This is a genomic window from Pusillibacter faecalis, assembly GCF_018408705.1.
GTDB classification, from domain to species: domain Bacteria; phylum Bacillota; class Clostridia; order Oscillospirales; family Oscillospiraceae; genus Oscillibacter; species Oscillibacter faecalis.
Genome location: NZ_AP023420.1, coordinates 2,799,344 through 2,822,855, shown reverse-complemented (window position 1 = coordinate 2,822,855; position 23,512 = coordinate 2,799,344). Strand labels below are relative to the sequence as shown.

Genomic DNA, 23,512 nt, shown 5'->3' with positions numbered 1-23,512 from the left:
CTATATCCTATGCGTCAGATCCAAAATAATCTCAACAAGCGGCGTCACAAATAACACGCTGTCAAACCGGTCCAGCACGCCGCCGTGCTCCAAAAACAAATGACCGTAGTCCTTGATGCCGAATTCCCGTTTGATAAGGGAGAAGCTCAGATCTCCGATCTGGGCCACGATACTGCACGTCACTGCCAGAACCACCATCGTTCCATAGCCAATGCCGGCCTCTAGCCAATGATCCATTACAAAAACGAAGATCAAGCCGCACACTACATTGCCCAAAATGCCGCCGATGGAGCCCTCCACCGTCTTCTTGGGGCTAACTTTCGGGGCCAGCTTGTGCCGCCCGAAGGCACGGCCCGCAAAGTAGGCAAAGGTGTCGCAGGCAAAACTGAGGATGAACGGCAGCAGCAAGTAGGCCCGGTGGATGCCGGTGGCCTCCAGCCGCAAAAACGCGGCAAAGGAATAGCCGATGAACGTGCCGCCAAACAGTGCCGCCATAATCTGATTGAACTTGATTTCCCCACCCTTGACAATGGCATATCCGAAGAAAACCACAAGCTCTACCACGACCAGTACTACAACATGCTCTGGCCGCTCGTAATACCACGCCACCATAAATACCGGAAAGATGGCACTCATCCCCACCAGTTCACTGCGCGGAGCGCCGCTGACACAGCGCTGCAGCTCCATGCCGCCGATGCCCGCCAGCAGGCACAGCGCCACCAGCATCACAAGCGGCGGCGCCCACAGCACCACCCACACCAGCACCGGCACGCCAATCACCGCCACCAGGACCCTGGACTGTAACGAGCTCATTTCTTCACGCCTCCAAACCGGCGGTCCCGCTGGTGATAGGCCGCGATAGCCCTGTCCAGCTCCGCCTTGTCAAAATCCGGCCACAGGACGTCTGTGAAATAGAACTCCGCATACGCGCTCTGCCACAGCAAGAAGTTGCTCAGCCGCAGCTCCCCGCTGGGGCGGATCACCAAGTCTGGGTCCGGGATGCCGGCGGAGTCCAGATAGGAGGCGAAGAGCGCCTCGTCCAGCTCCTCCGGTTTCCGCTCTCCTGCGGCGCAGGCGGCAGCAAAGCTCCGGGCTGCCCGCAAAATCTCGTCCCGTCCGCCATAGTTTAGGCATACGTTGGCCTGAAAATCATCGGCGGAGAGGTGCTCCGTAATCTCATCGGTCTCCCGGGCCAGGGCCCGCAGCTCCGGCGCGATAGGCCCCATATCCCCAAAAAAGTGCAGGCGGATGTGGTCCCGCTCCATCGTGTCCACGGCCTCCAGCAAATACCGCTTCAAAAGGCCCATGATCGCCGCCACCTCGTCGGCGGAGCGCTTCCAGTTCTCCGTGGAGAAGGCATATACCGTCAAATATTTGACGCCGATTTCCTTGCAGTAGGTAGCAATGCGGCGGAAGGTCTCCGCTCCCGCCTTATGGCCAACGGTGCGGGGCAGTCCTCGCTTAGTTGCCCAGCGGCCATTGCCGTCCATAATGATCGCAATATGGCGAGGCGGGCCCGACATGTTCCCATCGGGTCTGCCTCGCGCCATTTCCTGAGAGCGAGGCGGGTTCTCAACCCGCCCCGCTGTGCCTGTGTCTTTCATAAAAATACTTCTCCAATCGCCTGCTCTTCATCCGGCAACGCCCTCATTGCCGTCGCAAAGCCTCGGTTCCCACCAGATTTCCGTAGCGAGATCAAGGTCTCTAACTGCCTTTCTTGAAAAAACAGTTAGACAGCCATCAGTTCCTTTTCCTTCTTGGCAAGCAGGTCGTCCAGAGCCTTGCAGCTCTCGTCCGTGAGCTTTTGCAGGTCCTTTTCTGCCTGCTTCAGCTCGTCCTCAGTAATCTCAGACTTCTTCTCCTGTTTCTTGAAGGCCTCCATGGCATCCCGGCGGATGTTGCGGACAGCCACCTTGCCGTTTTCCGCATACTTGTGGATCTGCTTGACCAGCTCCTTACGGCGCTCCTCCGTCAATTGGGGGAAGCCCAGGCGCAGGGCCTTACCGTCATTCTGGGGATTGATGCCCAGGTCGGAATTCTGGATCGCCTTCTCAATGGCTTTTAGGGCAGAGCTGTCCCACGGGGAGATCAGCAGCGTCCGGGCATCCGGCGAGGAAATCGCCGCGATCTGCTGAATCGGAGTGGGGCTCCCATAGTAATCCACCATGATCCGGTCCAGCACAGAGGCGTTGGCCCGACCAGCCCGTACGGAGGCAAAATCTGCCGCCACGGAATCAATGCTCTTTTTCATCTTACTCTCGTAAACTTTGTATTCGTCTTTTAACATATGGAGTCCTTCCTTTCCGTTCTATGTTGGGGGAGGGCCGTAGGCCCTTTATTCGCCCACAATGGTACCGACCTTTTCGCCGCACAGGGCCCGGATGATATTCCTGGGGTCCTTTAATGCAAACAGCAGCACCGGGATGTGGTTATCCATGGAGAGAGACGTGGCCGTGGAGTCCATCACCATGAGGTGCTGGGCCAGCACATCGTCATAGCTGATGGTGTCGTACTTCACGGCATTGGGGTCCTTCACCGGGTCGGCACTGTAAACGCCATCTACATTCTTGGCCAGAAGAATTACGTCCGCGCCGATCTCCGCCGCCCGCAGCACCGCTGCCGTATCGGTGGAAAAATAGGGGTTTCCGGTACCGGCTCCAAAGATCACCACCCGTCCCTTTTCCAGATGCCGGATGGCCCGGGAGCGGATATAGGGTTCTGCAACCGCACGCATTTCAATCGCGGTCTGCACTCGGACGGGAATTCCCTTCTGCTCACACACATCCGCCACCGCCAGGCAGTTCATCACTGTGGCCAGCATGCCCATGTGATCGGCCCGGGTCCGCTCCATCTTGCCGCCGCTGTTCTTCGCGCCGCGCCAGAAGTTGCCGCCGCCTACCACCAGGCCCACCTGAACGCCCATGTCCAGACACTCCTTGATGACGTCGCAAACATTTCCAATCATCTCAAAATCCAGTCCGCTTCCTTTACCGCCGGACAGGGCCTCTCCGCTGATTTTCAGCAGGACCCGCTGATAAACAGGTTTTGTCATATGGAACCCCCTACGTGTTAGTGACCATATTTTAACGTATTTTTCCCCTTTTGCATAGGGGGTAGACAAGATTTTCCCGAAAAATCCCGCAGTTCCTCTTTTCCGTGAAAAAGACAGTCTGAGCGTACCCTGGCAGTTTTACCCGCCGCAACTGATATTTGACACTCAGGTGGTAGCCTTTTCCCGGGAAATTTGCTATGCTGGGGGCAAAGGAGGCGGTATGATGACGTTGGGACAGCGGATTGCCCAGTACCGCAAAGCGATGGGCATTTCTCAGGAAGAGCTGGGCGGACGCCTAGGCGTGAGCCGGCAGGCGGTCAGCAAATGGGAGACGGACGCGGCGGCGCCGGACATGGAGAATCTGCTGGCTCTGGCCAGAGAGTTTGGCGTGAGCGTAGCGGAACTGACCGAAACGCCGGAGGCCGGCGGAGAGAATGCCCCGCACCAGCAAAAGCAGCGGTGGTTGTGGGTCCTTGTCATCGCCGCTGTACTGGCGGCACTGTTTTTAAGCGTTTGTCTGGTTAGCTGGCTTTTCGGGCGGGCTCTCACTGATCCGGCAGAAGATGACAGCTCCGCTGTGACAAACAAAGCAACACCATCCGCTCTTACGGAGTTTGCTTTGCTCTGGACGGACAGCAGCGGTAACGAGACCTTTTTGGAGCTGGGGATTCAGGAGGGCTTCTTCCCCTTCGGCCGGGAACTAGAGCTGACGGAGCCGGAGCAAATTCTGGACACGGACTACCTTCTCACCACCCTTCATCGGGCGGACTGCGGAGATTTACATCTGGACTACCTCCGCATCGGCTATGACCCGGAGATCGACCCGGAAAGCCCGGAACAGGAATCCGTAATAAAGATCACCACCATCGTACCAGGGTACACCACACCTCGGGGCATCAGCGTGGGCAGTTCTAAGGCAGACGTGATCGCGGCTTATGGCGACGCGCTGGTGTACTGTCTCAAAGAGGAGGAGGCTCCCCTGGTACGGCACGACTACTACTATGCCTACCAGACGCCGGAGACCTTTGGTCTGAGCCTGTGTCTCTATATGCGGGACGGTCTGGTGGCCGGCATTGCCCTGGAGGACATGGCGGAGTTTGGCTGTGAGGCCTTCCTCCCCAACAACGTGGCTCGTTTCCCCCTGATAGATGGGGAGCCGGATTTTTCCCAGCGGCAGGAACCAGGGCGAGAGGACATCGACGACACCCAGAAAGTCTATATCGCCTGGAACCAGCTGGTGACAAACGATAACCTCTCCGCTGAGGAACTCTATGCCAACCGCTGGGCCGTTTTTGCCGGTCTCTCAGAGCTGGACTGGTGGGCCTTTGGAGACTTGGGTACCACAGAGCACCGGGACGATACCATCGCCGCATTCCTGACCTGGATACATGAGCAAGCGCCCTACTCAGATGCAGAGATCTTCCGACTGCAAATGGGGGTAAAGTCCAACCTGGACGGCTGGCTGGCTGACTCCTACGCAGGGCTCCTCTCTGCTGCCCTTTTTGAAAATCCTATTGGCTTTGTCAAAGGGCTGGCCTGCGGTACTGAGGAGGATGCCATGTATGACGTTCTCCACCTCACCGCCTACGACGCGGAGCTGTACCCGGTGGAGCTGGAAGCCGCCCTGGACACTCTGGATGCCGCCCTCTCCAACGGCTCCTTCACGGAAGCGGAACAGGGCTGGGCCAAGCTTCTGTGCCTCTACCTGACCACGCCCATCGACCAGCGCAGTGAGCTGCCCCGCTCTCCCGCGGAGGTGAGCGCATAAAAAAGGAACGGCTGTTGCCGTTCCTTTTTTTATTCTTCGCAGGCGGCATTCAAAAGGCCAATTAGCTCCTCCTTGCCAGTGCCCTTTTCCGCAGAGAATGGCACCAGCGCGTCCCCTTCCGCCAATTCCAGCGTATCCCGGATTAAGGATAGGGCCGGCTCCACCTGGCTCTTCTTCAGTTTATCCAGCTTGTTGGCTACGATGATCTCCGGACATCCGCTCTCCCGAAACCAGTAGTGCATAATCAGATCATTCTCCGTGGGCTTGTGACGGATATCCACAATCAAAACACCGGTGGTGATGAGTCCCCCCTTGTCCTGGAAGTAGCTCTCCATCAACTTGCCCCAGCGCTCCTTTTCCGCCTTGGACACCTTGGCGTAACCATATCCCGGCAGATCCACCAGATAAGCCCGCCCATCCACGAGGAAGTAATTGATCTGGGTGGTCTTCCCCGGCGAGGCGCCCACATAGGCAAGGTTTTTCCGCCCCGCCAGACGATTGATCACGGAGGATTTCCCCACGTTAGAGCGGCCCGCGAAGGCAAACTGAGGCCGGCCGTCCCGCAGGAAATCCCCGCACCTCGCGGCGGAGCGCAGAAACTCCACCTTGGAAAAATTCAGTGCCATCATGAACCCCTCACTGGCGCAATACGTCGCCGCCGCTCTCCCGGCCGATAGGAGCAAAGGCTGCCACATGGGTAGCCACCTCTTCCCGGATGGGATCGCTCTCCAAGCACAGCGCAGCGGCAAACACCTGGTCCACCGTCTCTGCCGTGACAAAGCGCAGCCCTCCGCGGACCGTTTGGTCAATGTCCTCCAGGTCCCGCTCGTTGTCCCGGGGAATAATCACTGTGCCGATGCCGTTGCGATATGCAGCCATGGTCTTTTCCTTTAATCCGCCGATGGGCAGCACTCTGCCTCGCAGCGTCACCTCGCCAGTCATGGCAACACCCCCACGGATTTTCCGCCCTGTCAGGGCAGAGAGCATGGCAGTGGTCACGGCAATCCCCGCAGAGGGGCCGTCCTTTGGCACTGCCCCCTCCGGGAAGTGAACGTGGATGTCGCGGGTCTTGTAAAAGTCCGCCGGGATGCCCAGCGCCGCGGCGCGGCTGCGCAGGCAGCTCAGCGCCGCTTGGGCGGACTCCTTCATCACGTCTCCCAGGTTTCCGGTGAGTTCCAGCTTGCCGGAGCCCTCCATCACATTGACCTCTACCTCCAAAATCTCACCGCCGGACTCGGTCCACGCAAGGCCGTTCACCACGCCAATTTCCTCCCGGTCCGTGTGCAGAGCGGGAGGATAGGGCTGACAGTCCAGAAACTTCGGAAGCTCTGCCTCTGTCACATTCACCCGCTTCATATCCCCTTGTAAAAGCCGCATGTCCGCTTTCCGGCACACGGCCGCGAGGCGCCGCTCTAGAAGCCGCACACCGGACTCCCGGGTATAGTCCCGAATCATGGCCCGCAGCACGTCGTCGCTCAGCCGCAGGGCGCTCTTCTTCAGTCCGTGCTCGCGCATCTGCTTGGGCAGCAGGTGCCGGCGGGCAATCTGGACCTTTTCCTCATCGGTGTAGCTGGTGAGCTGAATAACCTCCATCCGGTCCAGCAGGGGCCTGGGGATGGTATCCGTGGTGTTGGCGGTGGTGATGAACATCACGCCGGTGAGGTCCACAGGCAGCTCTAGGTAGTGGTCCCGAAAGCTGTGGTTCTGCTCACTGTCCAGGACCTCCAGCAGCGCGGCAGCCGGGTCGCCCCGGTAGTCGCTGCCCATTTTGTCAATCTCGTCCAGCAGCAGCAGTGGATTCATAGAACCGCTGCGGCTGATGGCCTCGATGATCCGCCCGGGCATGGCGCCTATGTAGGTCTTCCGATGCCCGCGGATATCTGCCTCGTCCCGGACGCCGCCCAGAGAGAGGCGGGCCAGCTTCCGGTTCAGCGCCTTGGCGACACTGATGGCGATGGAGGTCTTACCCACACCCGGCGGCCCTACCAGACAGAGGATCTGCCCCTTGGCATCCCGGTTCATCTGCCGGACGGCGATGGTCTCCAAAATTCGCTCCTTCACCTTTTCCAGGCCATAGTGATCGTGTTCCAGCACCTTGCGGGCCGCGTCCACGCTGACTCGCTCTCGGGTGGTGGTGTTCCAGGGGATGTCCAGGCACACGTCCAAGTAGTTCCGGATCACCGCCGCTTCCGCGCTGGAGTAGGGCTGCTTGGAGAGTTTAGTGACCTCCTTCATCAGATGCGTTTCCCGCTCCTCATCCAAGTGCAGCTCCAAAATCTTCTCCCGGTAGACGTCCAGTTCGTCGTCCTCTTCCTCGCCCAGCTCGTTTTGCAGCACGCGGATTTGAGTCCGCAGAATCTGATCCCGCTGAGTGCGGGCCAGCTGATCCCGGACCTTGCCCTCCATCTCGTGTTCAAAGCCCAGGACATTGCACTCCCTGGCAAGAAAGCCGTTGAGTTTGCGCAGGCGAAGGAAGGGAGAGAGTTCCTCCAAAATCTCCTGCTTATCCGCGAACCGCAGATTGATGTTCTGCGCGATGAAGTCCGCCAGATACCCCACGTCCTGGCAATCCATGACTGTGGTGACGACCTCCTCCGCCATGCCGCCCACCAATCCTGCGTATTCACCAAAAAGATTCCAAGTCTGGCGCAGCAACGCCTCTGTTCGAGGACTGCGCTGAAACGCCTCTGATACTGCGGTTTCCGTCAGCTCCTCGATGTTGGCCTGCAGAAACGGCTCTGTCTGCCACAGCCGCCTGAGACGCGCACGCCGCCTTCCCTCTACCATCACCCGGACCGCGTTGGAGGACAAACGCAAAATCTGTGTGATATGGGAAATCGTCCCCACTTCGTAGAGGTCCTTTTCCCCCGGAATATTGCTGCCAATCTCCCGCTGAGTCACTAGAAAGACGGCTTGGTCCCCCTCCATCGCCCGCTCCAGAGCCCGGATAGAGATTTGCCGCTCCACGTCAAAGGTCAGAGACATGTGTGGAAACACCGTCAGGCCCCGGAGAGCCAGAACGGGAATGTTGATCGGTTCCATGGTTGTAGTTCCTTTCTTGGGAATGAAGCCTTATGCGCCAGGAGTGCACAATGAGTAAAGTAATGCCGGCGGCGCATATGGATGATACAAAAACAGAGGAAAGGGGCGGCGTCCCCTTTCCTCCTTGTTTTAAGACGCCGACTTAGGGGCGGAATCCGATGCCGGCTTTCCACCCTTGCCGGTGTTCAATTTCACAGAATAGTTCACTTTGTGGGGGTCCCGCGTCAGAATAGGCTGGCCGGTGCCCTCCACACACTCCCGGGTGATCACCACCTTGGAGATTGTGGGGTCCGAGGGGACATCGTACATCAGCTGCGTCAACATCCCCTCCATCACAGCCCGCAGGCCTCGGGCGCCGATGTTTCGCTCAATGGCCTTATCCGCGATGGCGTCCAGCGCCTCCGGAGCAAACTCCAGGTCCACATCGTCATATTCCAGCAGCTTTTTGTACTGCTTCACCAGAGCGTTTTTCGGCTCCTGCAAAATCCGAACCAGATCCCCCCGCTGCAGCGCGTTGAGGGGGGCAATCACCGGCAGGCGGCCCACCAGCTCCGGAATCAGGCCGAACTTCAGAATATCGTGAGGCTGCACCTCCCGCAGGATGCGGCTCAGGTCCTTATCCTTCTTCCCCTGGACATTGGCTCCAAAACCAATGCTCTTTTGGTCCAGACGCTTTTCAATAATCTTCTCTAGCCCGTCAAAGGCGCCGCCGCAGATAAAGAGGATATTTCGGGTGTCGATCTGGATAAATTCCTGATGGGGGTGCTTTCGGCCGCCCTGAGGCGGTACGTTGGCCACGGTCCCCTCCACAATTTTCAGCAGTGCCTGCTGAACCCCCTCGCCGGATACGTCCCGGGTAATGGAGGGATTTTCGCTCTTACGGGCAATCTTATCGATCTCATCCACATAGATGATGCCGTGCTCCGCCCGCTCCACATCAAAGTCCGCGGCCTGCAGCAGACGCAGAAGAATGTTCTCCACATCATCGCCCACATAGCCGGCCTCGGTTAGTGTGGTGGCGTCGGCAATGGCAAAGGGCACCTGCAAAATCCTTGCTAATGTCTGGGCAAATAGGGTCTTGCCAGAACCGGTGGGTCCCAGCATCAAAATGTTGCTCTTTTGAAGCTCCACATCCTCGTCCCCACCGAAATAGACCCGCTTATAGTGGTTGTACACTGCAACGGACAACGCCACCTTCGCCTCATCCTGGCCGATCACATACTGGTCCAAAATGTCCCGGATCTCCCGGGGTGTTGGGAGCTGGTCAGGAATGTCCTCCAGCGGGCTGGAGTCCGCCTGGTCAAATCCGTCGTTCAAAATACTCATGCACAGCTGCACGCACTCGTCACAGATGCGCACGCCAGGCCCCTGAATCATTCGGTGGACCTGGTTTTCATGCTTTCCGCAGAAGGAACAGCGCAGAGCCTTCTTGGCTTCGTCGCTCATGGTTTTGATACCTCAGTTTCTTACTTTTTTCCGCTGATGATCTTGTCGATCAGACCGAAGTCCAGCGCCTCCTGCGCACTCATGAAGTTATCCCGCTCACAGGCAGCGGTAACTTCCTCCAAAGAGCGGCCACAGTTTTCAGCCATAATGCGGTTCATCCGCTTCTTAATGGTCTCCAACCGTTTGAGGTGAATGGCCATATCCGTAATCTGGCCCTGGGTTCCGGCGGAGGGCTGGTGAATCATAATCTCAGCGTTGGGCAGAGCAATCCGCTTGCCCTTGGCGCCAGAGGAGAGCAGAAACGCGCCCATGCTGGCGGCCATACCCACGCAGATGGTGGACACATCGCACTTGACATACTGCATGGTGTCATAGATGGCCATGCCGTCCGTCACAGAGCCGCCAGGGCTATTGATATAGAGCTGGATGTCCTTGTCCGGGTCCTGGGCCTCCAGATACAGAAGCTGTGCCACAACAAGGCTGGCGGTAGTGGCATTGACCTCTTCCCCCAGGAAGATAATGCGGTCATTCAGCAGGCGGGAGAAAATGTCATAGGACCGTTCTCCACGGTTGGTCTGCTCAACTACATATGGAACTAAACTCACTTTTGAATACCTCCGTTCTTCTGTGGCAGCAGAGTCTGCAAGATCTAAAACTCCGCCTGATAACGCCATTCTCCCATGATACCACAAGTACCATGGGAGAATATGTCGAATTTGTAAAATGTGTAACGGGGCCTCCCTGGAAAAATCCGCGTTTATTCGCCCTCTTTTTCAGTTTTTTTAGAGGTCTTTTTGGCAGTGGCCTTCTTGGCGGGCTTTTCCTCCCCCTCAGCAGCATCCTCTGCCGGCTTGGAAGCCTTTTTCGCGCCGGACTTCTTTGCAGGCTTTTCCTCGTCCTCGGCACCCTCCGTCTTCTTGGTGGCTTTCTTCTTTTCGGGCTTGGTAGCGGTGGCGCTCTCCACTACAATTGCCACAGCCTTTTGGTTGGCCAGCTGATCCTTGGTCTGATCTGCGGGCAGATACTTCTTGACCATCTCCAGCTCCATACCATACTGCTCAGCGAGCTTCTGGTACTCGGCCTCCACATCCTCATCGGTCACTTGGATATCCTCCGCCTTGATAATGGCGGCCACAGCCAGGTCTACCCGCACCTGACGCAGAGCCGGCTCTCTGGCATCCTCCAGGAGCTTGTCCTCACTCATGCCGGTCATCTTGAGGTACTGGTCATAGGGAATGCCGCTTTGGGCAATCTGCATCTTAAAGTTGTCTACAAACTGTCTTGCCTGGGCCTCTACCATAGCGTCAGGGATATCAGCGGTAATCTTTTCTGCCACCTGCTCCATAAGGGTATTCTCAAAAGCCCGGTCCGCTTCCTTCTGGCGCTCCTCGGTGATCTTCTTTTTCAGATCAGCCTTCAGTTCCTTCAAAGTGTCAAACTCAGAGACATCCTTGGCAAACTCATCGTCCAGTGCAGGGACTTCCTTTTCCTTCACCTCATGGACCTTTACCTTAAACACCACTGCCTTGCCAGCCAGCTCCGGGGTGTAGTCCTCGGGGAACGTGATATCAAGATCCTTCTCCTCCCCAGCCTTCATCCCGACAACCTGCTCTTCAAATCCGGGGACAAAGCTGTGGGAACCCAGCTCCAGGCTGTGGTTGGTTCCCTTGCCGCCCTCAAAGGGTACGCCGTCCAGGAAACCCTCAAAGTCGATCACAGCGGTGTCACCCTCTTGAGCTTCCCGCTCCACGCTCACAAGGCGGGTATTGCGGTCCAGCAGGGACTTGATGCGCTCATCCACATCAGCGGCAGAGACCTTCACCTCGTCTTTGGGCGCACTGAGGCCCTTGTACTCGCCCAGGGTCACATCGGGGTACACGGGAACCACGGCCTTGAAGGTGAACCCGTCCTGCGTGGCCTCGCCCACCAGCTCCACGGAGGGATAGCCTACCACCTGGAGCTCCTGTTCCTTCACAGCAGCGTCATAGGCATCGGGGAACGCAATATTAATGGCCTCTTCAAAAAACACCTCTGCGCCATACATGCCCTCGATCAGCTTCCGAGGAGCCTTGCCGGGACGGAAGCCCGGTACATTGATCTTTTTGCGCATCTTCTGATATGCTTTTTCAATGGCGGCCTGAAATTCCGCCGCGCCCACCTCAATGGTCAGCGCGACCTGACTTTTCTCAACTTTTTCGCAGCTTTTCACACTCATTTTGTTTACTCCTCCGTTCATCACCGGCTGCACACCGATGCGTTTTTATATTTTATCAGAAGAATCCGGAAAATGCTAGTCTTTTTTCAAGGAAACTTCATTTAATTTGGAAACTTTTCTTCCGTGGACTCCCGTTCCCCTGAGCAACGCTTCCCTCCAGCTGCCAAGGGCCCCTTCCATATACCCCCTGTTTCCGAAAAGGCGCTCTTCCACAAATCCCGCCAGCTTATGTTTACCTGTCCGTGCAGGCGCAGACCTTAAAGAAACGGTGCTTGAAGAATCAAAGATTTTTGATAGAATAGTAGCCGGCAAAGAGCGGCCGCTCTCAGGAGAACCGTCTGCGGGCACGTCTGATCCGCCCTGGCAGGATCAGCATTCTACTCGGAATCTGTGGTTTCCCGCCGCACGGTTTCGCGCAAATAGGGAGCATCTGCCGGAGCGATGGCCTTGTCCGCCCTCCTCAGCCCCAGATCAACACACCTCACCTGCCCCTCAACAAAGGATCGCTCCATTCCTTGAAAGAGCGGCAGAGATCTGCAGAAAGGACCACAAACCATGAAAAACACGACCATTGGAATCCTGTGTGCAGGAGACGACGAGCTCGCCCCCTTTCTCCCCTGGATAGAGCACTGCCAGATTTCAGAAAGGGCCATGCTGAAATTCTATTGTGGGCAGCTGGAGGGCTTTCCTGTCACAACGCTGTTCTCCGGCGTGTGCCGGGTAAACGCTGCCATTGCCGCGCAAATTCTGATTGACACCTATCACTGTGACGTGATGATCAACACCGGCACTGCCGGAGCTATCCAAAGCGGCCTGAACATTTTCGATACCGTCGTCTCTACCGCCACCGCCTACCACGACGTAAGCGCCGATATTCTGACAGACTTTCATCCTTGGCTCTCTTCCCTTTATATAGAGGCGGACCCTCATCTGCTGACCCTGGCCCGACATGCAGCCAAGCAAGTCTCCTATCCTGTCGTCTTTGGCAGAACCGTCACCGGCGAAAGCTTTATTGATGATAAAGAAAAGCATCGGATTCTCCAAGACTTCGCCCCTTTGAGCGTTGATATGGAGAGTGCCGGTATTGCTCATGTATGCTATGTCAACAAAATTCCCTTTCTTGCCGTCAGAACCCTGACAGACCAAGCAGATCACAGTGCTCCGGAGCTCTTTGAGAAAAACTGTCAAAGAGCCTCCGCACAGTCCGCCGACTTTGTCAGACAAATGCTGAGGTTATGGGCGACACATGGGGCCTAGAGTTCTTCCCCTTGGTTTCAGGGAATCCCCTTTTTCGATCATGGAGGAGCCGCCGGTTGTTTTCTCTGGCGGCTCCTCCTAAAACTACAGCGTCGGGGCATCACAAATTTTTTTAGGGCAAAAGCCCAGATGGTCTGCGGAGATCAGAGAGAACGAGATTCCCCTCCAACTGCCTTCCATCCGCCGCTTGATGGTGGGACCGTGCAGATGTCCATAATAGCACCGTTTTACCTGGTACTTCTCCAGAACCGCCAAAATTTCCGGGCACTGATACCCCTGGTAAAGCGGGGGATAGTGCAGAAAGCAGAAAATCGGCCGCTCTCCCGCCGCCTGCAAAGAGGTCTCCAGCCGTCCCACCTCTCGGCTCAGCACCTTGGCGTTCTGCGGCTTTTGCTCCTCTTCCCAGAACCACCCCCGGGTTCCGCACAGGGCATACTCCCCATAGACATGGCAGTTGTTATGCAGCAGCTCCAGCGTGGTCAGCCCTTTGTCCGCACAAAAGGCATGGAATTTTGCGGCGGTGGTCCACCAGTAATCGTGGTTGCCCTTGAGCAGGTATTTCCGGCAGGGAAAGCGGTCCAGAAAACGGAAGTCCGCCTCCGCCTCCCGGAGGTTCATGCCCCAGGAGGTATCCCCCGCTAAAATCAGGACGTCCTCCTCCGTCAGATGAGAGAGACTCTCCGCAATGCGATTGACATAATTTTCCCAAGCCGGTCCAAAAACCTCCATGGACTTATCAACCGCCAAGGATAGATGCAAGTCCCCGATGGCATAAAGGGCCATTCAACTCCCCCCCTCTTCATCGGATTCGTCGTCATAAAACAGTGCTCTGTCGCAGCAGGGGCAGTAAAGGCGCTTCCCCGTCCGCCACTGAGGAATCGCCGCGCTCCTGCCGCAGTATGGGCACCGCAAATGCTTGAGCCGCAGCACCACGCCGGCGCTTAAGAATCCAACGGCGCCCAGCACCCCCGCTACGGCCCAGTCCGGAGACCGGGCTCCCGCCAGATGGTACGCCGCCATCGGAAGTACCGCGAACGCCACTGCCAGCGCCAGCAAAACGCAGACAATCCTGGCCCATTTCCGACTGAGCTTCATCACTTACCGCAGGAAGTCCAGCACCACGCCGTCCATGCCGGCCTTCTCACAGTCCAGATGAAAGCGTCTCTCCTTGCCTTTCAGCGCCGCAAGACGCCGGGGCACCGGCACGCCGGTCGCGCTGTGGAGCTGATCCAGCAGCTCCACGCCGTCGCCTTTTGGAGTCCCACCGATGGCAGCGAGGACGTGATTGCAGAACTTATAGGGCGACGCAGTAGAGACAAACACCGTAGGCGTCCGGTCTCCGGTGGCCGCACGGTACTGCTCCATGACATGAGCCGCAACCGCCGTGTGCGTATCGATCAAATAGCCTTTATGGTGATAAAAATCAGCGATGGCGTCGGCAGTCCCCGCCTCATCACAGAAGCCGCCCCAGTACTGCTCCCGCAGCGCCGCCTTGATGCTGTCGGAGACCTCATAGCGTCCCTCTTTTGTCAGGGACTCCATATAGCTGCGGACCTCGGCATCGTTTTCTCCGGAGAGGTCGAACAGCAGTCGCTCCAGATTGCTGGACACAAGGATGTCCATGGAGGGACTCATGGTGGTGTGGAATGGGCGGTTGCGGTCATAAATACCAGTGCGCAGGAAGTCCGTCAGCACATCGTTGCGGTTGGAGGCGCAGATCAGCCTCTCTACCGGCAGGCCCATACGCTTTGCGTAATAGGCCGCAAGAATATCCCCGAAGTTGCCCGTGGGGACGCAGAAGTTCACCTTCTCTCCCATATTCAGCTTTCCATCCCGTACCAGATCACAGTAGGCAGAAATGTAATAAACCACCTGAGGCAGAATGCGGCCCCAGTTGATGGAGTTGGCGGAGGAGAGAAAATACCCCCGCTCAGCCAGAGTCTGCCGCATCTTTTCGTCGGAGAAAATGCGCTTCACGCCGGCCTGTGCGTCGTCGAAATTCCCCACAACGGCGCACACGCCCACATTCTTCCCCTCCTGTGTGACCATCTGGGCCTCCTGCACCTTGGACACGCCGTCCTTGGGGTAAAAGACCAGAATCTTCGTCTGTGGCACGTCCGCAAAGCCCTCCATAGCGGCCTTGCCGGTGTCTCCAGAGGTAGCCACCAGAATGCAGGCGGTCTTGTCCTCTCCGGTCTTTTTCAGGGCTGCGGAGAGCAGCTGCGGCAGCATCTGCAGCGCCATGTCCTTGAAAGCGCTGGTGGGGCCGTGCCAGAGCTCCAGGCAGTGGGTAGCATCGTCCAGAGTGCGAACGGGGGCTACGGCCTCCGTGTCAAATTTCTCTGGGCCATAAGCGTTCTCCGCAAACGTCAGCAGCTCTGCCTCGGTATAGTCCGTCAGATACAGCCCCATGACCCTGGCCGCCCGCTCCTGATAGCGGACACCCACCAAGCTCTCTAAAAATGTCTGGTCAATCTGGGGAATACGCTCTGGCGTCAGCAGGCCCCCGTCCCGGCTCAGTCCCATCTCGATGGCCTGGGCTGATTCCATGTGGACACTCCGGTCCCGCGTGCTCAAATACTTCATATGGGATTCCATCCTTTCGGAAAATTTTTTGGTTATATAAAGGCATCTTCCAGATAGGTAATCCGGAGCGCGCCATCCGCTTCCTCATAAACCTCCGCCACGTCAAAGCGGGCGGGAACGTCCAGAGCGCGGGCGCTAAGGTAGCAGGCGGCAGCAGCGCGCAGTCGGGATTGCTTGCGGCTGTCCACAAACTCCCTGGGAAGGCCGATCGCCCCACTCCCCCGCAGCTTGACCTCCACAAAGCAGAGGGTTCCTCCGCCGTCCAGCGCCACTAGGTCCAATTCCCCCTGCCGGCACCGCCACTGGCGATCCAACAAGGTGTAACCACGGCGTTCGAGAAAAGCGGCCACCGCGCGCTCGCCCCGGTCCCCAGCCCGCTTGGGGGCGCTCATCTCCGCGCCTCCCATTTTTTCAAAAACGTCTTTCGGTGGGCTGGACAGGGGCCGTATTCGTTCAGACATGCATAATGGAGCTTTGTCCCATAGCCCTTATGCCTGGCAAACTGGTACTGGGGATATTGGCGGTCCAGCACTTCCATGATGTACCGGTCCCGGCTCACCTTTGCCAAGATGGAGGCCGCTGCGATAGAGGCGCTTTTTCCGTCCCCACCCACTAGGCACACATGCCGCTCCGTGATGGAGACTGTGCTGCCGTGATCCCGGTTGCCGTCGATCAGGCACAGGTCCGGCTTTTGGGTCAGGCCCTCAATGGCGCGGTTCATAGCCAGCATCCGGGCGTTCAAAATGTCCATTTGATCGATCTCCTCCGCGGAAACAAAGGCCACATGGTAAGCCGCAGCCTGGGAGGTAATCAGATCATACAGCGCCTCCCGCCGCTTTGCTGTCAGCTTCTTGGAGTCGTTGAGGCCTGGGAGATCTGCTTCCCGCGGCAAAATGACTGCGGCGGCATATACCGGTCCCGCCAGGGGGCCAGCCCCCGCCTCATCCACGCCACAAACAACCGCGGCACCGTCCGCCCACGCCTCCCGCTCCCAAGTCCAGAGGTCCATCGTCACGGCTCCTTCCAGCGGTCCTCATAGAAATGCCAAAGAAAATCGTAATTGTTCATGCGCTCATAGGTTACTTTCAGGTGGTTTTCCTCCTCAAACTCCGGGATCAGGGCGCCGTAAAAGTACCAGTCCAGCAGGTCCTTGAAGCTGGGCGCACAGGGCTCGCCCCCCTCCTCCCAAAACTCCTTGTCCCACGCCTCGTCGTGGGGGAAAGACCGCAGCACCCAGCTCTCTCCCCAGTCCTCCGCGTCCACCTGATCCTCCCGCCGGGAGAGATCCCACACCAGAAACTCACTGTCCCACATTCCGATGGGCAGAAAATGTCCGTACTGCTCCGGTGCGGCGCCATAATCTGCGGCAATCTCACGAAACACCGCCCAATTTATGCGCAGCTCCTTTACACTGGTGTTCAGAGAAATGGGCCAAGGCCGGGTGTCAAAATCCACCTCGTGGATGATCCCCCAAAGGTCAAAGTCCATCCGGTAGGACTTCAAAAACGCCTTCAGCAGGGTGGGGAGCTTCAACTCTGACTCCGCCTCAAATTCGGCGATCTCCCTGTCGGTCACCCCGGTGGGCACCAGTCCAGTCTTTAGAAACCAGCCCCGGTCTTTCAGCGCCTGAAAGGCACCCTCTACATAGTTCTTTGCTTCCTGCTGTGTCATCCGGTATCCCTCCCCGCTTTGATTCCTCCGGCAGTTCTATACGTCAATACTCCGCCCCATTCTGATACCACTCATAGGTAGGTCGGATGCCGTATTTCTCCTCAAACTCCGTTTCCAGAGATCCGCACAAACACCACTCCAGCAGAGTCTTGAGATCCGGGGCGGCGGGCCGTCCATGGAGTAAGCCGTCCTCTCCCAGATACCGCCGATCCCAGTCAAACTCCTCGTGGTCGAACCAAACTACGGCCCAGGTTTCCTCGTTGTTTGGGTCCACACTCTCCTCCGGGCGTCTCAGATCCAGGCACATGGGGCCCCAGCCCGCACCAAAGTCCCCAATGGGGATGAGGTTTTGGAAGCAGCCATCGGGCAGTTCGCAATAGTCCTGCATCTCCTGTAAAATCTCAATCTGCTCTTCCAAGGCCTCCATACTCACCGCGCCGTCCAGCTCCATCCACAGCGGACTCACTCTCTCCAAATGATACATAACGGTCATCAGCTGACCGATGTGGTGAGACAACAGCAGCGCTCGATAGAGAGGCGAAAGCCGGACCCCGCGCTTTTTCTCAAAGGAGTCGATCTCCTCCTCCATGGCCAGGGCGGGCTTGAGGCCCTCCGCCAGCCAACCCCGAGCCTGTAATGTCTCAAAGGCCTTTTCTACAAAAGCCGTTGCTTCCTGCCGTGTCATCTGGCATCTCTCCACTCTTATTCCTCCGGCAGCTCCAGGGTGAACCGCCCCAGCTTGCCGCCCCGGAACTCGTCCAACAGGATCTTGGCCATCCGCTCTGTGTCTACTTCGCCGCCGGAGATCAAAAACCCCCGCTTCCTGCCGGCACTTTCCAATAGCCGGTAGCCCCAGGCAACGTCGTTCTCCTCCGTCTCCCGCTCCGGCAGGGCAGGCAGTTTATAAGTCGACGCCAGCGCATCTGGATACGCCTCTCCCAGATAGGCCATCAAATGACAGCCCAGGGTCTCTACATCCAAAATGTCGTCCTTCACCGCCCCGGTGTAAGCCAAGTTCAGCCCCACACTCTGGTCTTCAAATTTAGGCCAGAGGATGCCCGGGGTGTCCAACAGCTCCAGTCCTTTGTCGATGGGAACCCACTGCTTAGAGCGGGTGACACCTGGCCGGTCCTCTGTTTTGGCAGTCTTTCGGCCCGCCACCTGGTTGATAAACGTGGATTTTCCCACGTTGGGAATGCCTAAAATCATCACCCGGACCACTCGACCTGCCATTCCCTTTTCCGCGTAGGAACGGAGCTTGTCCGCAAGAAGCTCCCGCACAGCGGCAGCAAATCTTGTTGTACCGGCGCCGCCCTTGGCGTTGGTCTCCAGCACCGCATATCCCCTGGCACGGAAAAAGTCCGCCCACCGGCGGGTAGAGGCAGGGTCTGCCTGATCCACCCGGTTCAAGACCACCAGCCGAGGTTTTCCTGCTGTCAGCTCGTCCACGTCCGGGTTCCGGCTGGAGATGGGAATCCGGGCATCCAGGATTTCACACACCGCATCCACGTTTTTCAACTGCTCAGCAATCATCCGTCTCGTTTTGGTCATGTGTCCAGGATACCACTGGATATTCATAGCAAGTCCTCCTGCATCATACAGTCTCAGGCCAGCACGCCGATCCGTCCGAAGTCCCGCTTCCCAGTGAGAATGTCGGTCCCCGGGAAAGCCAGCAGCACCGCCTTGCCAATAACATAGCGGGTATCCACCGTTCCCAGCCTGGAATCCCGGCTGTCATTGCTGTGGTTACGGTTATCACCCATGACAAAGATGCTGCCTTCCGGTACGATCAGTGGAAATTCCATCCCCTCCTCCGTAAAGGTCAGTTCGTTAATATAATCCTCTTTCAAAAGAATCCCGTCCACATAAACACTGCCAGTCACAAAGTCGATATCCACCACCTGGCCCTCTGTTGCGATCACTCGTTTTACAATGGGCTCGTCCAGGAAAGAGGATTTACGCAGCACCACGATATCTCCGGCCTGATAATCATGGTACAGCATGGAATTGAGCACCAGCAGCCGGTCTCCATCCTGCAGGGTGGGGACCATGGAATGTCCGTCCACGCCGATCAGCCGGATGACAAAGGTAAAGACCACCACCACCGCCAGCACAGAGCACACCAATGCCTGGACCCATTCATAGAGGTCCCGCCCGCCCTCTCTTTTCTTCTCTTCGTCCATGTCTGTCTCTCCCAGGTCATCTCAAAAATCCAACGCGGTTCCACTCCCGCGCATTGAGGTCCGCCGTCTTTCCAGGCAGTGCCAGAAATACCGCTTTTCCAATCACACAGCGGCTGTCCACTGGGCCGAGATCCGCACTGCGGCTGTCCTCGCTGTCGTTGCGGTTATCCCCCATCAGGAAGAGGCACCCCGCCGGAACGGTCAAGGGGAATTCCACCCCCTCCGCCAGCCAGGTTGCCTCCCTGGCATAAGGCTCCTCCAGCGCGGCGCCGTCCACATAGACCGTTCCGGCGTTAAAATCAATATCCACCGTCTGCCCTTCTGTTGCAATCACTCGCTTGACAATGGGCGCACCATCGTTGAAGTCCCCCCGCTGTGCGATCACAATGTCTCCGGCCTCATAGGAGCCGCATAAATAGCCGTTCAGAACCAGCAGCAGATCCCGGTCCTGTAGAGTCTCACGCATGGACTCTCCCTGAACCCGGCTCAGCCGGCCCACAAATGTGAAGAGTAGCACCACAGCCAGCACTACATACACCAGCGTCTGCACCCATTCATAGGCTCCTCGCTGTGCTTGCTGCTTCCCAGTCATGGCTACATCCTCCCAAATCATCATTAACTTTGTTAGTATAACAAAGAATCCCCTGTTTCACAAGGGTGCGGACCGGTTTTTCTGTAAGAAAAAAGAGAGGCAGAGCCTCTCTTTTTTGGAATCACAGCTTCTCTTTGACCTTGGCGCCCTTGCCCACGCGGCCGCGCAGATAATAGAGCTTTGCCCGGCGGACCTTACCATTGCGAACCACCTCAATGTGGTCAATGGAAGGAGAGTGAACAGGGAAAACCTTCTCCACGCCCACGCCATAGGAAATGCGGCGGACGGTGATGGTCTCCTCAATGCCGCCGTGCTTCTTGGCAATCACAGTACCCTCGAACACCTGGATGCGCTCCCGAGAGCCCTCCTTCACCTTCACATGGACGCGGACGGTATCACCGATCCGGACCTTGGGTGCCTCAGCAGAGAGCGTCTGCTTGTTCAGTTCCTGAATGAGATCCATGAATTTTTCCTCCTGTATTTATAGGCGTTCATACCGCTTTTCTGCGGCGTCGCTCAGACGCACGGCAGAGGACCGCCCTTTTTATAGCCTGAGTATGATATCATAGTTCCCGACAGATTGCAAGCATTATTTTACAAAAATCTCCCTCCATGCCGCCATGAAAAAACCCGCCATCGCCGGCAGCAGCCACAAGCTTCCGCCTGGCGCATCAGCTCCTCCAGGCATACCACCACTCCCAAAGCTGTGGCTGTGCCTGTCCAGCGGGCAGCCCGTTCCCCAGCTGCCGGTCCAAACAGCCAAGCGGCCGCCAGATAAAGCGCCCTCCCACCGTCCAGAGGCCGCACTGGCAGCAGATTAAATGCTCCCAGAACCAAGTGGGCCCCTGCCGCCATTTCCAGTCCCAGCGCAGTCAAAACAACGGCGCTCAGCAGGTTTGCCACGGGTCCTGCCAGGACTGCGGCCAGCTCTCCACCATAGGAAAGTGCTGTGCTGTCCGTCTCCAGCACAGCGCCCAGAAGCCCGATACGCAACCCTAGGATGCGCGTTCCCAGCAGCCGCAGGGCCGCGTAGTGTCCCGCCTCGTGAATGGCTGCCGCACCGAGCACTGCCGCCAGCAGTTGCCATCCGTTAATGGTTGCAAACCAGCCAACCAGCAGGCAAAACCCTGGGGATATCCGAATATCAGTCGACATAGTAGATGGGGTTGAGGTAGGTTCCATTCTTTTGCAGCTCAAAATGCAGGTGTGGTCCGGTGGCAACCCCAGTCTCCCCTACCTCGGCAATCTTTTGCCCCTCCTTCACCGCAGCTCCGGAAGATACTGTGATCCGGCTACAGTGTGCGTAGAGTGTAGAGTAGCCTCCCGCATGTTCCACCATGCAGTATTTTCCATAGCTGCTACTTTCTCCCACCACTGTTACGGTACCATCTGCAAAGCATAGAATTTCGGTCCCCTCATTGGCAGCCAGGTCCACGCCATAGTGGAAGCGCTCCTCCCCTTCCACCGGATGCTCCCGGTAGCCGAAGTCGGAGCTCAATGTCCCGGAGACAGGCGTACAGTAATCAAAATTCAAAATGGCCTGCTCCATGCTGACATCTTCCGGAAGATTCTGGTTGGAATACAGTACGTATGCCAGATTCGAAACCTGCTCTTCCGGCGTTTCCTCCTGCATATCCTCCGCAGTCTCCGCCTCTCCCAGGGGCAGATAGGCCTGAAGCGCGGCCATTGCCGCTATCCCCTGAGATGCCGGAATGTGTGCAGAGGTCTCCAATGCCTCTTCCGTCCCGTCCGGGTGAAAGACTGCTCGATAAACCTCATCAACAGTGCCGCTCATACCGCTCTCTCCTGAGAAAGCTCTCCCCACAGCAGAGAATACCGCCTGGACGTCCATATTCTGTTCCATGGCTCTAGAAAGTACCTCGTTGATCTGGGCCATCCGGCTTGGAAGCAGGAATTTGGCGGCTACCAGCAGCACAAAAATTCCACAGCAAATCACCAGCTGCAGAAATTGCCGCCGTTCTTTCGGCCGCATGGACTCATCCTTTCGCCGCCCCGGCTGCCGGATGCCGCTCCGTCCGGTCTGCCTTTTCCGCTGGGCTGATATCGTAGCCATCCGTCGACCCGCCTGCCGTGAAGTCATACTGCTCCCTCCCTGCAAATCGTTCTTTTGGAGCCTATGCTGTTTTTTCCGTGAATATAACCTTGACAGCCGCAGGAAAATTCCGTATAATAACTACCGTTGCATCCGGGTGTAGCGCAGTTGGTAGCGCGCTTGGTTCGGGACCAAGAGGCCGTGGGTTCAAATCCCGCCACTCGGACCATGTGGAGTGTCCTTATAGGGTTTGAGCATCCTGTAACGGACACTCCGCATTTTTATTTTCTGAAAAGGTCATACTGCAATCTGTGCCGGGGCGTAGCTGACAGCTACGCCTTTTCTCGTTTCCATGATGATGTCAGCCTCGGGAATCTTCTTGCGGTCTGGCACTTCAAAGGCCCCGATGCAGTTGTAGTGGATGACCACCTGCTGATTGGTCACGCCGTCCTGTTTTTCGGCGTGGTACACATCAATGTGGTCAATGAGCTCGGACACCATGCGCCGGGTGATCTTTGACACATAGGCGTACCGTCGCACCGTTGCCAGAAAATCCTCCATATCCATCTGCTGTCCTTCGGCCTTTTTCAGTTCCAGCCGCAGAGCCTTGACCTTTGCACCGATTTCGCCCTGCTCCTGCTCATACCGCTTTGACATCCTGGCAAACCGGGCATCGTCAATTTTACCCGCTACATTGTCTTCGTACAGCCTTTCAAAGAGCATATCCAGTTCCTTGTCACGGGTCAGCAGAGCATTCAGTTCCCGCTGTTTCCGTGCCCGGTCATTTTCAGCAACCTTTGCGGAACGGCCCAGCATGGCTTTTACAAAATCCCTTTCATACTCATTGGCAAAGGCCGCCAAGCGGTTAACCTCATACAGCACCACCTGTTCCAGAAAATCCAGACGGATATAGTGTGTCGCTGAACATTTCCACAAACCAGAATTATGGTTTTGACAGCTAAAGAATTTAATGTCGTGGTTTTTCTGGTTGAAATGGAAGTTGAGGTTGCCGCCGCACTCGGGGCATTTCAGTCGCCCGGAAAACACACTCGGCTCTTGGGTAACAGTCGGCTTTTTGCGCCGTGTGCCTTTCTGCAAAGCCTGCACCTTTTCCCAAGTAGCCCGGTCAATGATGGGCTCATGGACATTGAGGAAGATGGCCCGGTTTTCTTCCGGGTTTTCAATCCGGCGCTTCATCTTGTAGGACTTGGAGTAGCTTTTGAAGTTGATCACATCGCCGCAGTATTCCTGCAAGGTGAGGATTTTTTTGACGGTGGTGTGGTTCCACTTGGTAGGCTCCAGCGTGCTTTTGGAGCCGCCCTTGCTAATCCCCTTGCTGGTTCGATAGGCCGAGGGGTTCAGCGCCCCCATCGTCCCCAGCGCCGTAGCAATCTGCAAGGGGCCGTTGCCCTCCAAGGCCAGACGGTAGATGCAGCGCACCACCTCGGCAGCCTCCGGGTCAATCACCCAAAACCGGGGATCGTCCGGGTTTTTCATGTAGCCGTAGGGCGGCGGCGAAAGCGGAATCCCGGCGTTGCCTTTCATTTTGTTGACGATCCGGCGCTTCTTGGAGATGTCCTTGGCGTAGTACTCATTGGTTTTGTACTGCATTTCAACGGTATATATCAATGGTTAATAGCACAGCTA

General features: G+C 57.1%; 25 protein-coding genes and 1 tRNA gene. 3 read left to right on the top strand and 23 right to left on the bottom strand.

Annotation, left to right across the window (positions count from 1 at the left end; all coding sequences use genetic code 11):
• The 4 genes from KJS55_RS14245 to pyrH form a co-directional block, all read right to left on the bottom strand.
• Entirely contained in the window at positions 1 to 813 is an 813-nt protein-coding gene (locus KJS55_RS14245; RefSeq protein WP_213543607.1) for a phosphatidate cytidylyltransferase, read from the bottom strand.
• A complete protein-coding gene (uppS, locus tag KJS55_RS14240; protein WP_213543703.1) occupies positions 810 to 1,550 on the bottom strand; it encodes a polyprenyl diphosphate synthase in 741 nt (246 codons plus the stop codon). Before uppS ends, KJS55_RS14245 begins: the two co-directional genes overlap by 4 nt.
• 179 nt (positions 1,551 to 1,729) lie before the next feature.
• Positions 1,730 to 2,287, bottom strand: coding sequence for a ribosome recycling factor (gene frr / locus KJS55_RS14235; protein ID WP_187030785.1), 558 nt, complete (start codon positions 2,285 to 2,287; stop codon positions 1,730 to 1,732).
• A 48-nt stretch (positions 2,288 to 2,335) separates the two neighbouring features.
• Positions 2,336 to 3,052 carry a UMP kinase gene (gene pyrH / locus KJS55_RS14230; protein WP_187030783.1) on the bottom strand — a complete coding sequence of 239 codons (717 nt, stop codon included), beginning with the start codon at positions 3,050 to 3,052 and terminating at the stop codon, positions 2,336 to 2,338.
• Positions 3,053 to 3,272: 220 nt separating this feature from the next.
• On the opposite strand from pyrH, the gene KJS55_RS14225 reads away from it, so the two are divergent.
• Positions 3,273 to 4,820, top strand: coding sequence for a helix-turn-helix domain-containing protein (locus KJS55_RS14225; RefSeq protein ID WP_213543606.1), 1,548 nt, complete (start codon positions 3,273 to 3,275; stop codon positions 4,818 to 4,820).
• A 29-nt stretch (positions 4,821 to 4,849) separates the two neighbouring features.
• Here the strand turns inward: KJS55_RS14225 and yihA are convergent, their stop codons facing one another.
• From yihA to tig, 5 genes are all read right to left on the bottom strand, one after another.
• Positions 4,850 to 5,446, bottom strand: coding sequence for a ribosome biogenesis GTP-binding protein YihA/YsxC (yihA, locus tag KJS55_RS14220; protein ID WP_213543702.1), 597 nt, complete (start codon positions 5,444 to 5,446; stop codon positions 4,850 to 4,852).
• A 10-nt stretch (positions 5,447 to 5,456) separates the two neighbouring features.
• Positions 5,457 to 7,862 (bottom strand): endopeptidase La, encoded by a 2,406-nt coding sequence (gene lon / locus KJS55_RS14215; protein WP_213543605.1) that lies wholly within the window; start codon positions 7,860 to 7,862, stop codon positions 5,457 to 5,459.
• A 129-nt stretch (positions 7,863 to 7,991) separates the two neighbouring features.
• Positions 7,992 to 9,308: an ATP-dependent Clp protease ATP-binding subunit ClpX gene (gene clpX / locus KJS55_RS14210; RefSeq protein ID WP_187030777.1), complete on the bottom strand. Its 1,317-nt coding sequence runs from the start codon at positions 9,306 to 9,308 to the stop codon at positions 7,992 to 7,994.
• Between the two features lie 20 nt (positions 9,309 to 9,328).
• Complete coding sequence (locus KJS55_RS14205; RefSeq protein ID WP_187030775.1) at positions 9,329 to 9,913, bottom strand: ATP-dependent Clp protease proteolytic subunit; 585 nt, start codon at positions 9,911 to 9,913, stop codon at positions 9,329 to 9,331.
• Between the two features lie 152 nt (positions 9,914 to 10,065).
• Positions 10,066 to 11,523, bottom strand: a complete 1,458-nt coding sequence (gene tig, locus KJS55_RS14200; RefSeq protein ID WP_187030773.1) for a trigger factor — start codon at positions 11,521 to 11,523, stop codon at positions 10,066 to 10,068.
• A 555-nt stretch (positions 11,524 to 12,078) separates the two neighbouring features.
• Here tig and KJS55_RS14195 point away from each other — a divergent pair.
• The gene (locus KJS55_RS14195; protein WP_187030771.1) at positions 12,079 to 12,780 is read left to right on the top strand and encodes a 5'-methylthioadenosine/adenosylhomocysteine nucleosidase; all 702 of its coding nucleotides are present in this window, start codon (positions 12,079 to 12,081) and stop codon (positions 12,778 to 12,780) included.
• Positions 12,781 to 12,864: 84 nt separating this feature from the next.
• Here the strand turns inward: KJS55_RS14195 and KJS55_RS14190 are convergent, their stop codons facing one another.
• From KJS55_RS14190 to KJS55_RS14130, 13 genes are all read right to left on the bottom strand, one after another.
• Positions 12,865 to 13,563, bottom strand: a complete 699-nt coding sequence (locus KJS55_RS14190) for a metallophosphoesterase (RefSeq protein ID WP_187030769.1) — start codon at positions 13,561 to 13,563, stop codon at positions 12,865 to 12,867.
• Positions 13,564 to 13,875 carry a hypothetical protein gene (locus KJS55_RS14185; RefSeq protein WP_187030767.1) on the bottom strand — a complete coding sequence of 104 codons (312 nt, stop codon included), beginning with the start codon at positions 13,873 to 13,875 and terminating at the stop codon, positions 13,564 to 13,566.
• A 3-nt stretch (positions 13,876 to 13,878) separates the two neighbouring features.
• On the bottom strand, positions 13,879 to 15,366 hold the full coding sequence (gene thrC, locus KJS55_RS14180; RefSeq protein WP_213543604.1) for a threonine synthase: 1,488 nt from the start codon (positions 15,364 to 15,366) through the stop codon (positions 13,879 to 13,881).
• Between the two features lie 32 nt (positions 15,367 to 15,398).
• On the bottom strand, positions 15,399 to 15,758 hold the full coding sequence (locus KJS55_RS14175; RefSeq protein ID WP_228300549.1) for a YraN family protein: 360 nt from the start codon (positions 15,756 to 15,758) through the stop codon (positions 15,399 to 15,401).
• On the bottom strand, positions 15,755 to 16,375 hold the full coding sequence (gene rnhB, locus KJS55_RS14170) for a ribonuclease HII (RefSeq protein WP_213543603.1): 621 nt from the start codon (positions 16,373 to 16,375) through the stop codon (positions 15,755 to 15,757). Before rnhB ends, KJS55_RS14175 begins: the two co-directional genes overlap by 4 nt.
• Positions 16,376 to 16,377: 2 nt before the next feature.
• Positions 16,378 to 17,037, bottom strand: coding sequence for a hypothetical protein (locus tag KJS55_RS14165; protein WP_213543602.1), 660 nt, complete (start codon positions 17,035 to 17,037; stop codon positions 16,378 to 16,380).
• Positions 17,038 to 17,080: 43 nt separating this feature from the next.
• Positions 17,081 to 17,722: an SMI1/KNR4 family protein gene (locus KJS55_RS14160; protein WP_213543601.1), complete on the bottom strand. Its 642-nt coding sequence runs from the start codon at positions 17,720 to 17,722 to the stop codon at positions 17,081 to 17,083.
• Positions 17,723 to 17,739: 17 nt separating this feature from the next.
• A complete protein-coding gene (gene ylqF / locus KJS55_RS14155) occupies positions 17,740 to 18,615 on the bottom strand; it encodes a ribosome biogenesis GTPase YlqF (protein WP_187030756.1) in 876 nt (291 codons plus the stop codon).
• 26 nt (positions 18,616 to 18,641) lie between these two features.
• Complete coding sequence (gene lepB / locus KJS55_RS14150; RefSeq protein WP_187030755.1) at positions 18,642 to 19,220, bottom strand: signal peptidase I; 579 nt, start codon at positions 19,218 to 19,220, stop codon at positions 18,642 to 18,644.
• Positions 19,221 to 19,236: 16 nt separating this feature from the next.
• The gene (gene lepB, locus KJS55_RS14145) at positions 19,237 to 19,812 is read right to left on the bottom strand and encodes a signal peptidase I (RefSeq protein ID WP_187030754.1); all 576 of its coding nucleotides are present in this window, start codon (positions 19,810 to 19,812) and stop codon (positions 19,237 to 19,239) included.
• 121 nt (positions 19,813 to 19,933) lie between these two features.
• The gene (gene rplS / locus KJS55_RS14140) at positions 19,934 to 20,275 is read right to left on the bottom strand and encodes a 50S ribosomal protein L19 (protein ID WP_187030753.1); all 342 of its coding nucleotides are present in this window, start codon (positions 20,273 to 20,275) and stop codon (positions 19,934 to 19,936) included.
• A 131-nt stretch (positions 20,276 to 20,406) separates the two neighbouring features.
• Positions 20,407 to 20,994 (bottom strand): zinc metalloprotease, encoded by a 588-nt coding sequence (locus KJS55_RS14135; protein ID WP_213543600.1) that lies wholly within the window; start codon positions 20,992 to 20,994, stop codon positions 20,407 to 20,409.
• The gene (locus tag KJS55_RS14130; RefSeq protein WP_213543599.1) at positions 20,957 to 21,913 is read right to left on the bottom strand and encodes a M23 family metallopeptidase; all 957 of its coding nucleotides are present in this window, start codon (positions 21,911 to 21,913) and stop codon (positions 20,957 to 20,959) included. The genes KJS55_RS14135 and KJS55_RS14130 overlap by 38 nt, the downstream gene beginning before the upstream one ends.
• Positions 21,914 to 22,018: 105 nt before the next feature.
• Here KJS55_RS14130 and KJS55_RS14125 point away from each other — a divergent pair.
• Positions 22,019 to 22,094: transfer RNA gene (locus KJS55_RS14125), tRNA-Pro, on the top strand.
• A gap of 68 nt (positions 22,095 to 22,162) precedes the next feature.
• Here KJS55_RS14125 and KJS55_RS14120 read toward each other — a convergent pair.
• Positions 22,163 to 23,476, bottom strand: coding sequence for a recombinase family protein (locus tag KJS55_RS14120; RefSeq protein WP_228300548.1), 1,314 nt, complete (start codon positions 23,474 to 23,476; stop codon positions 22,163 to 22,165).
• Positions 23,477 to 23,512: the final 36 nt, after the last annotated feature.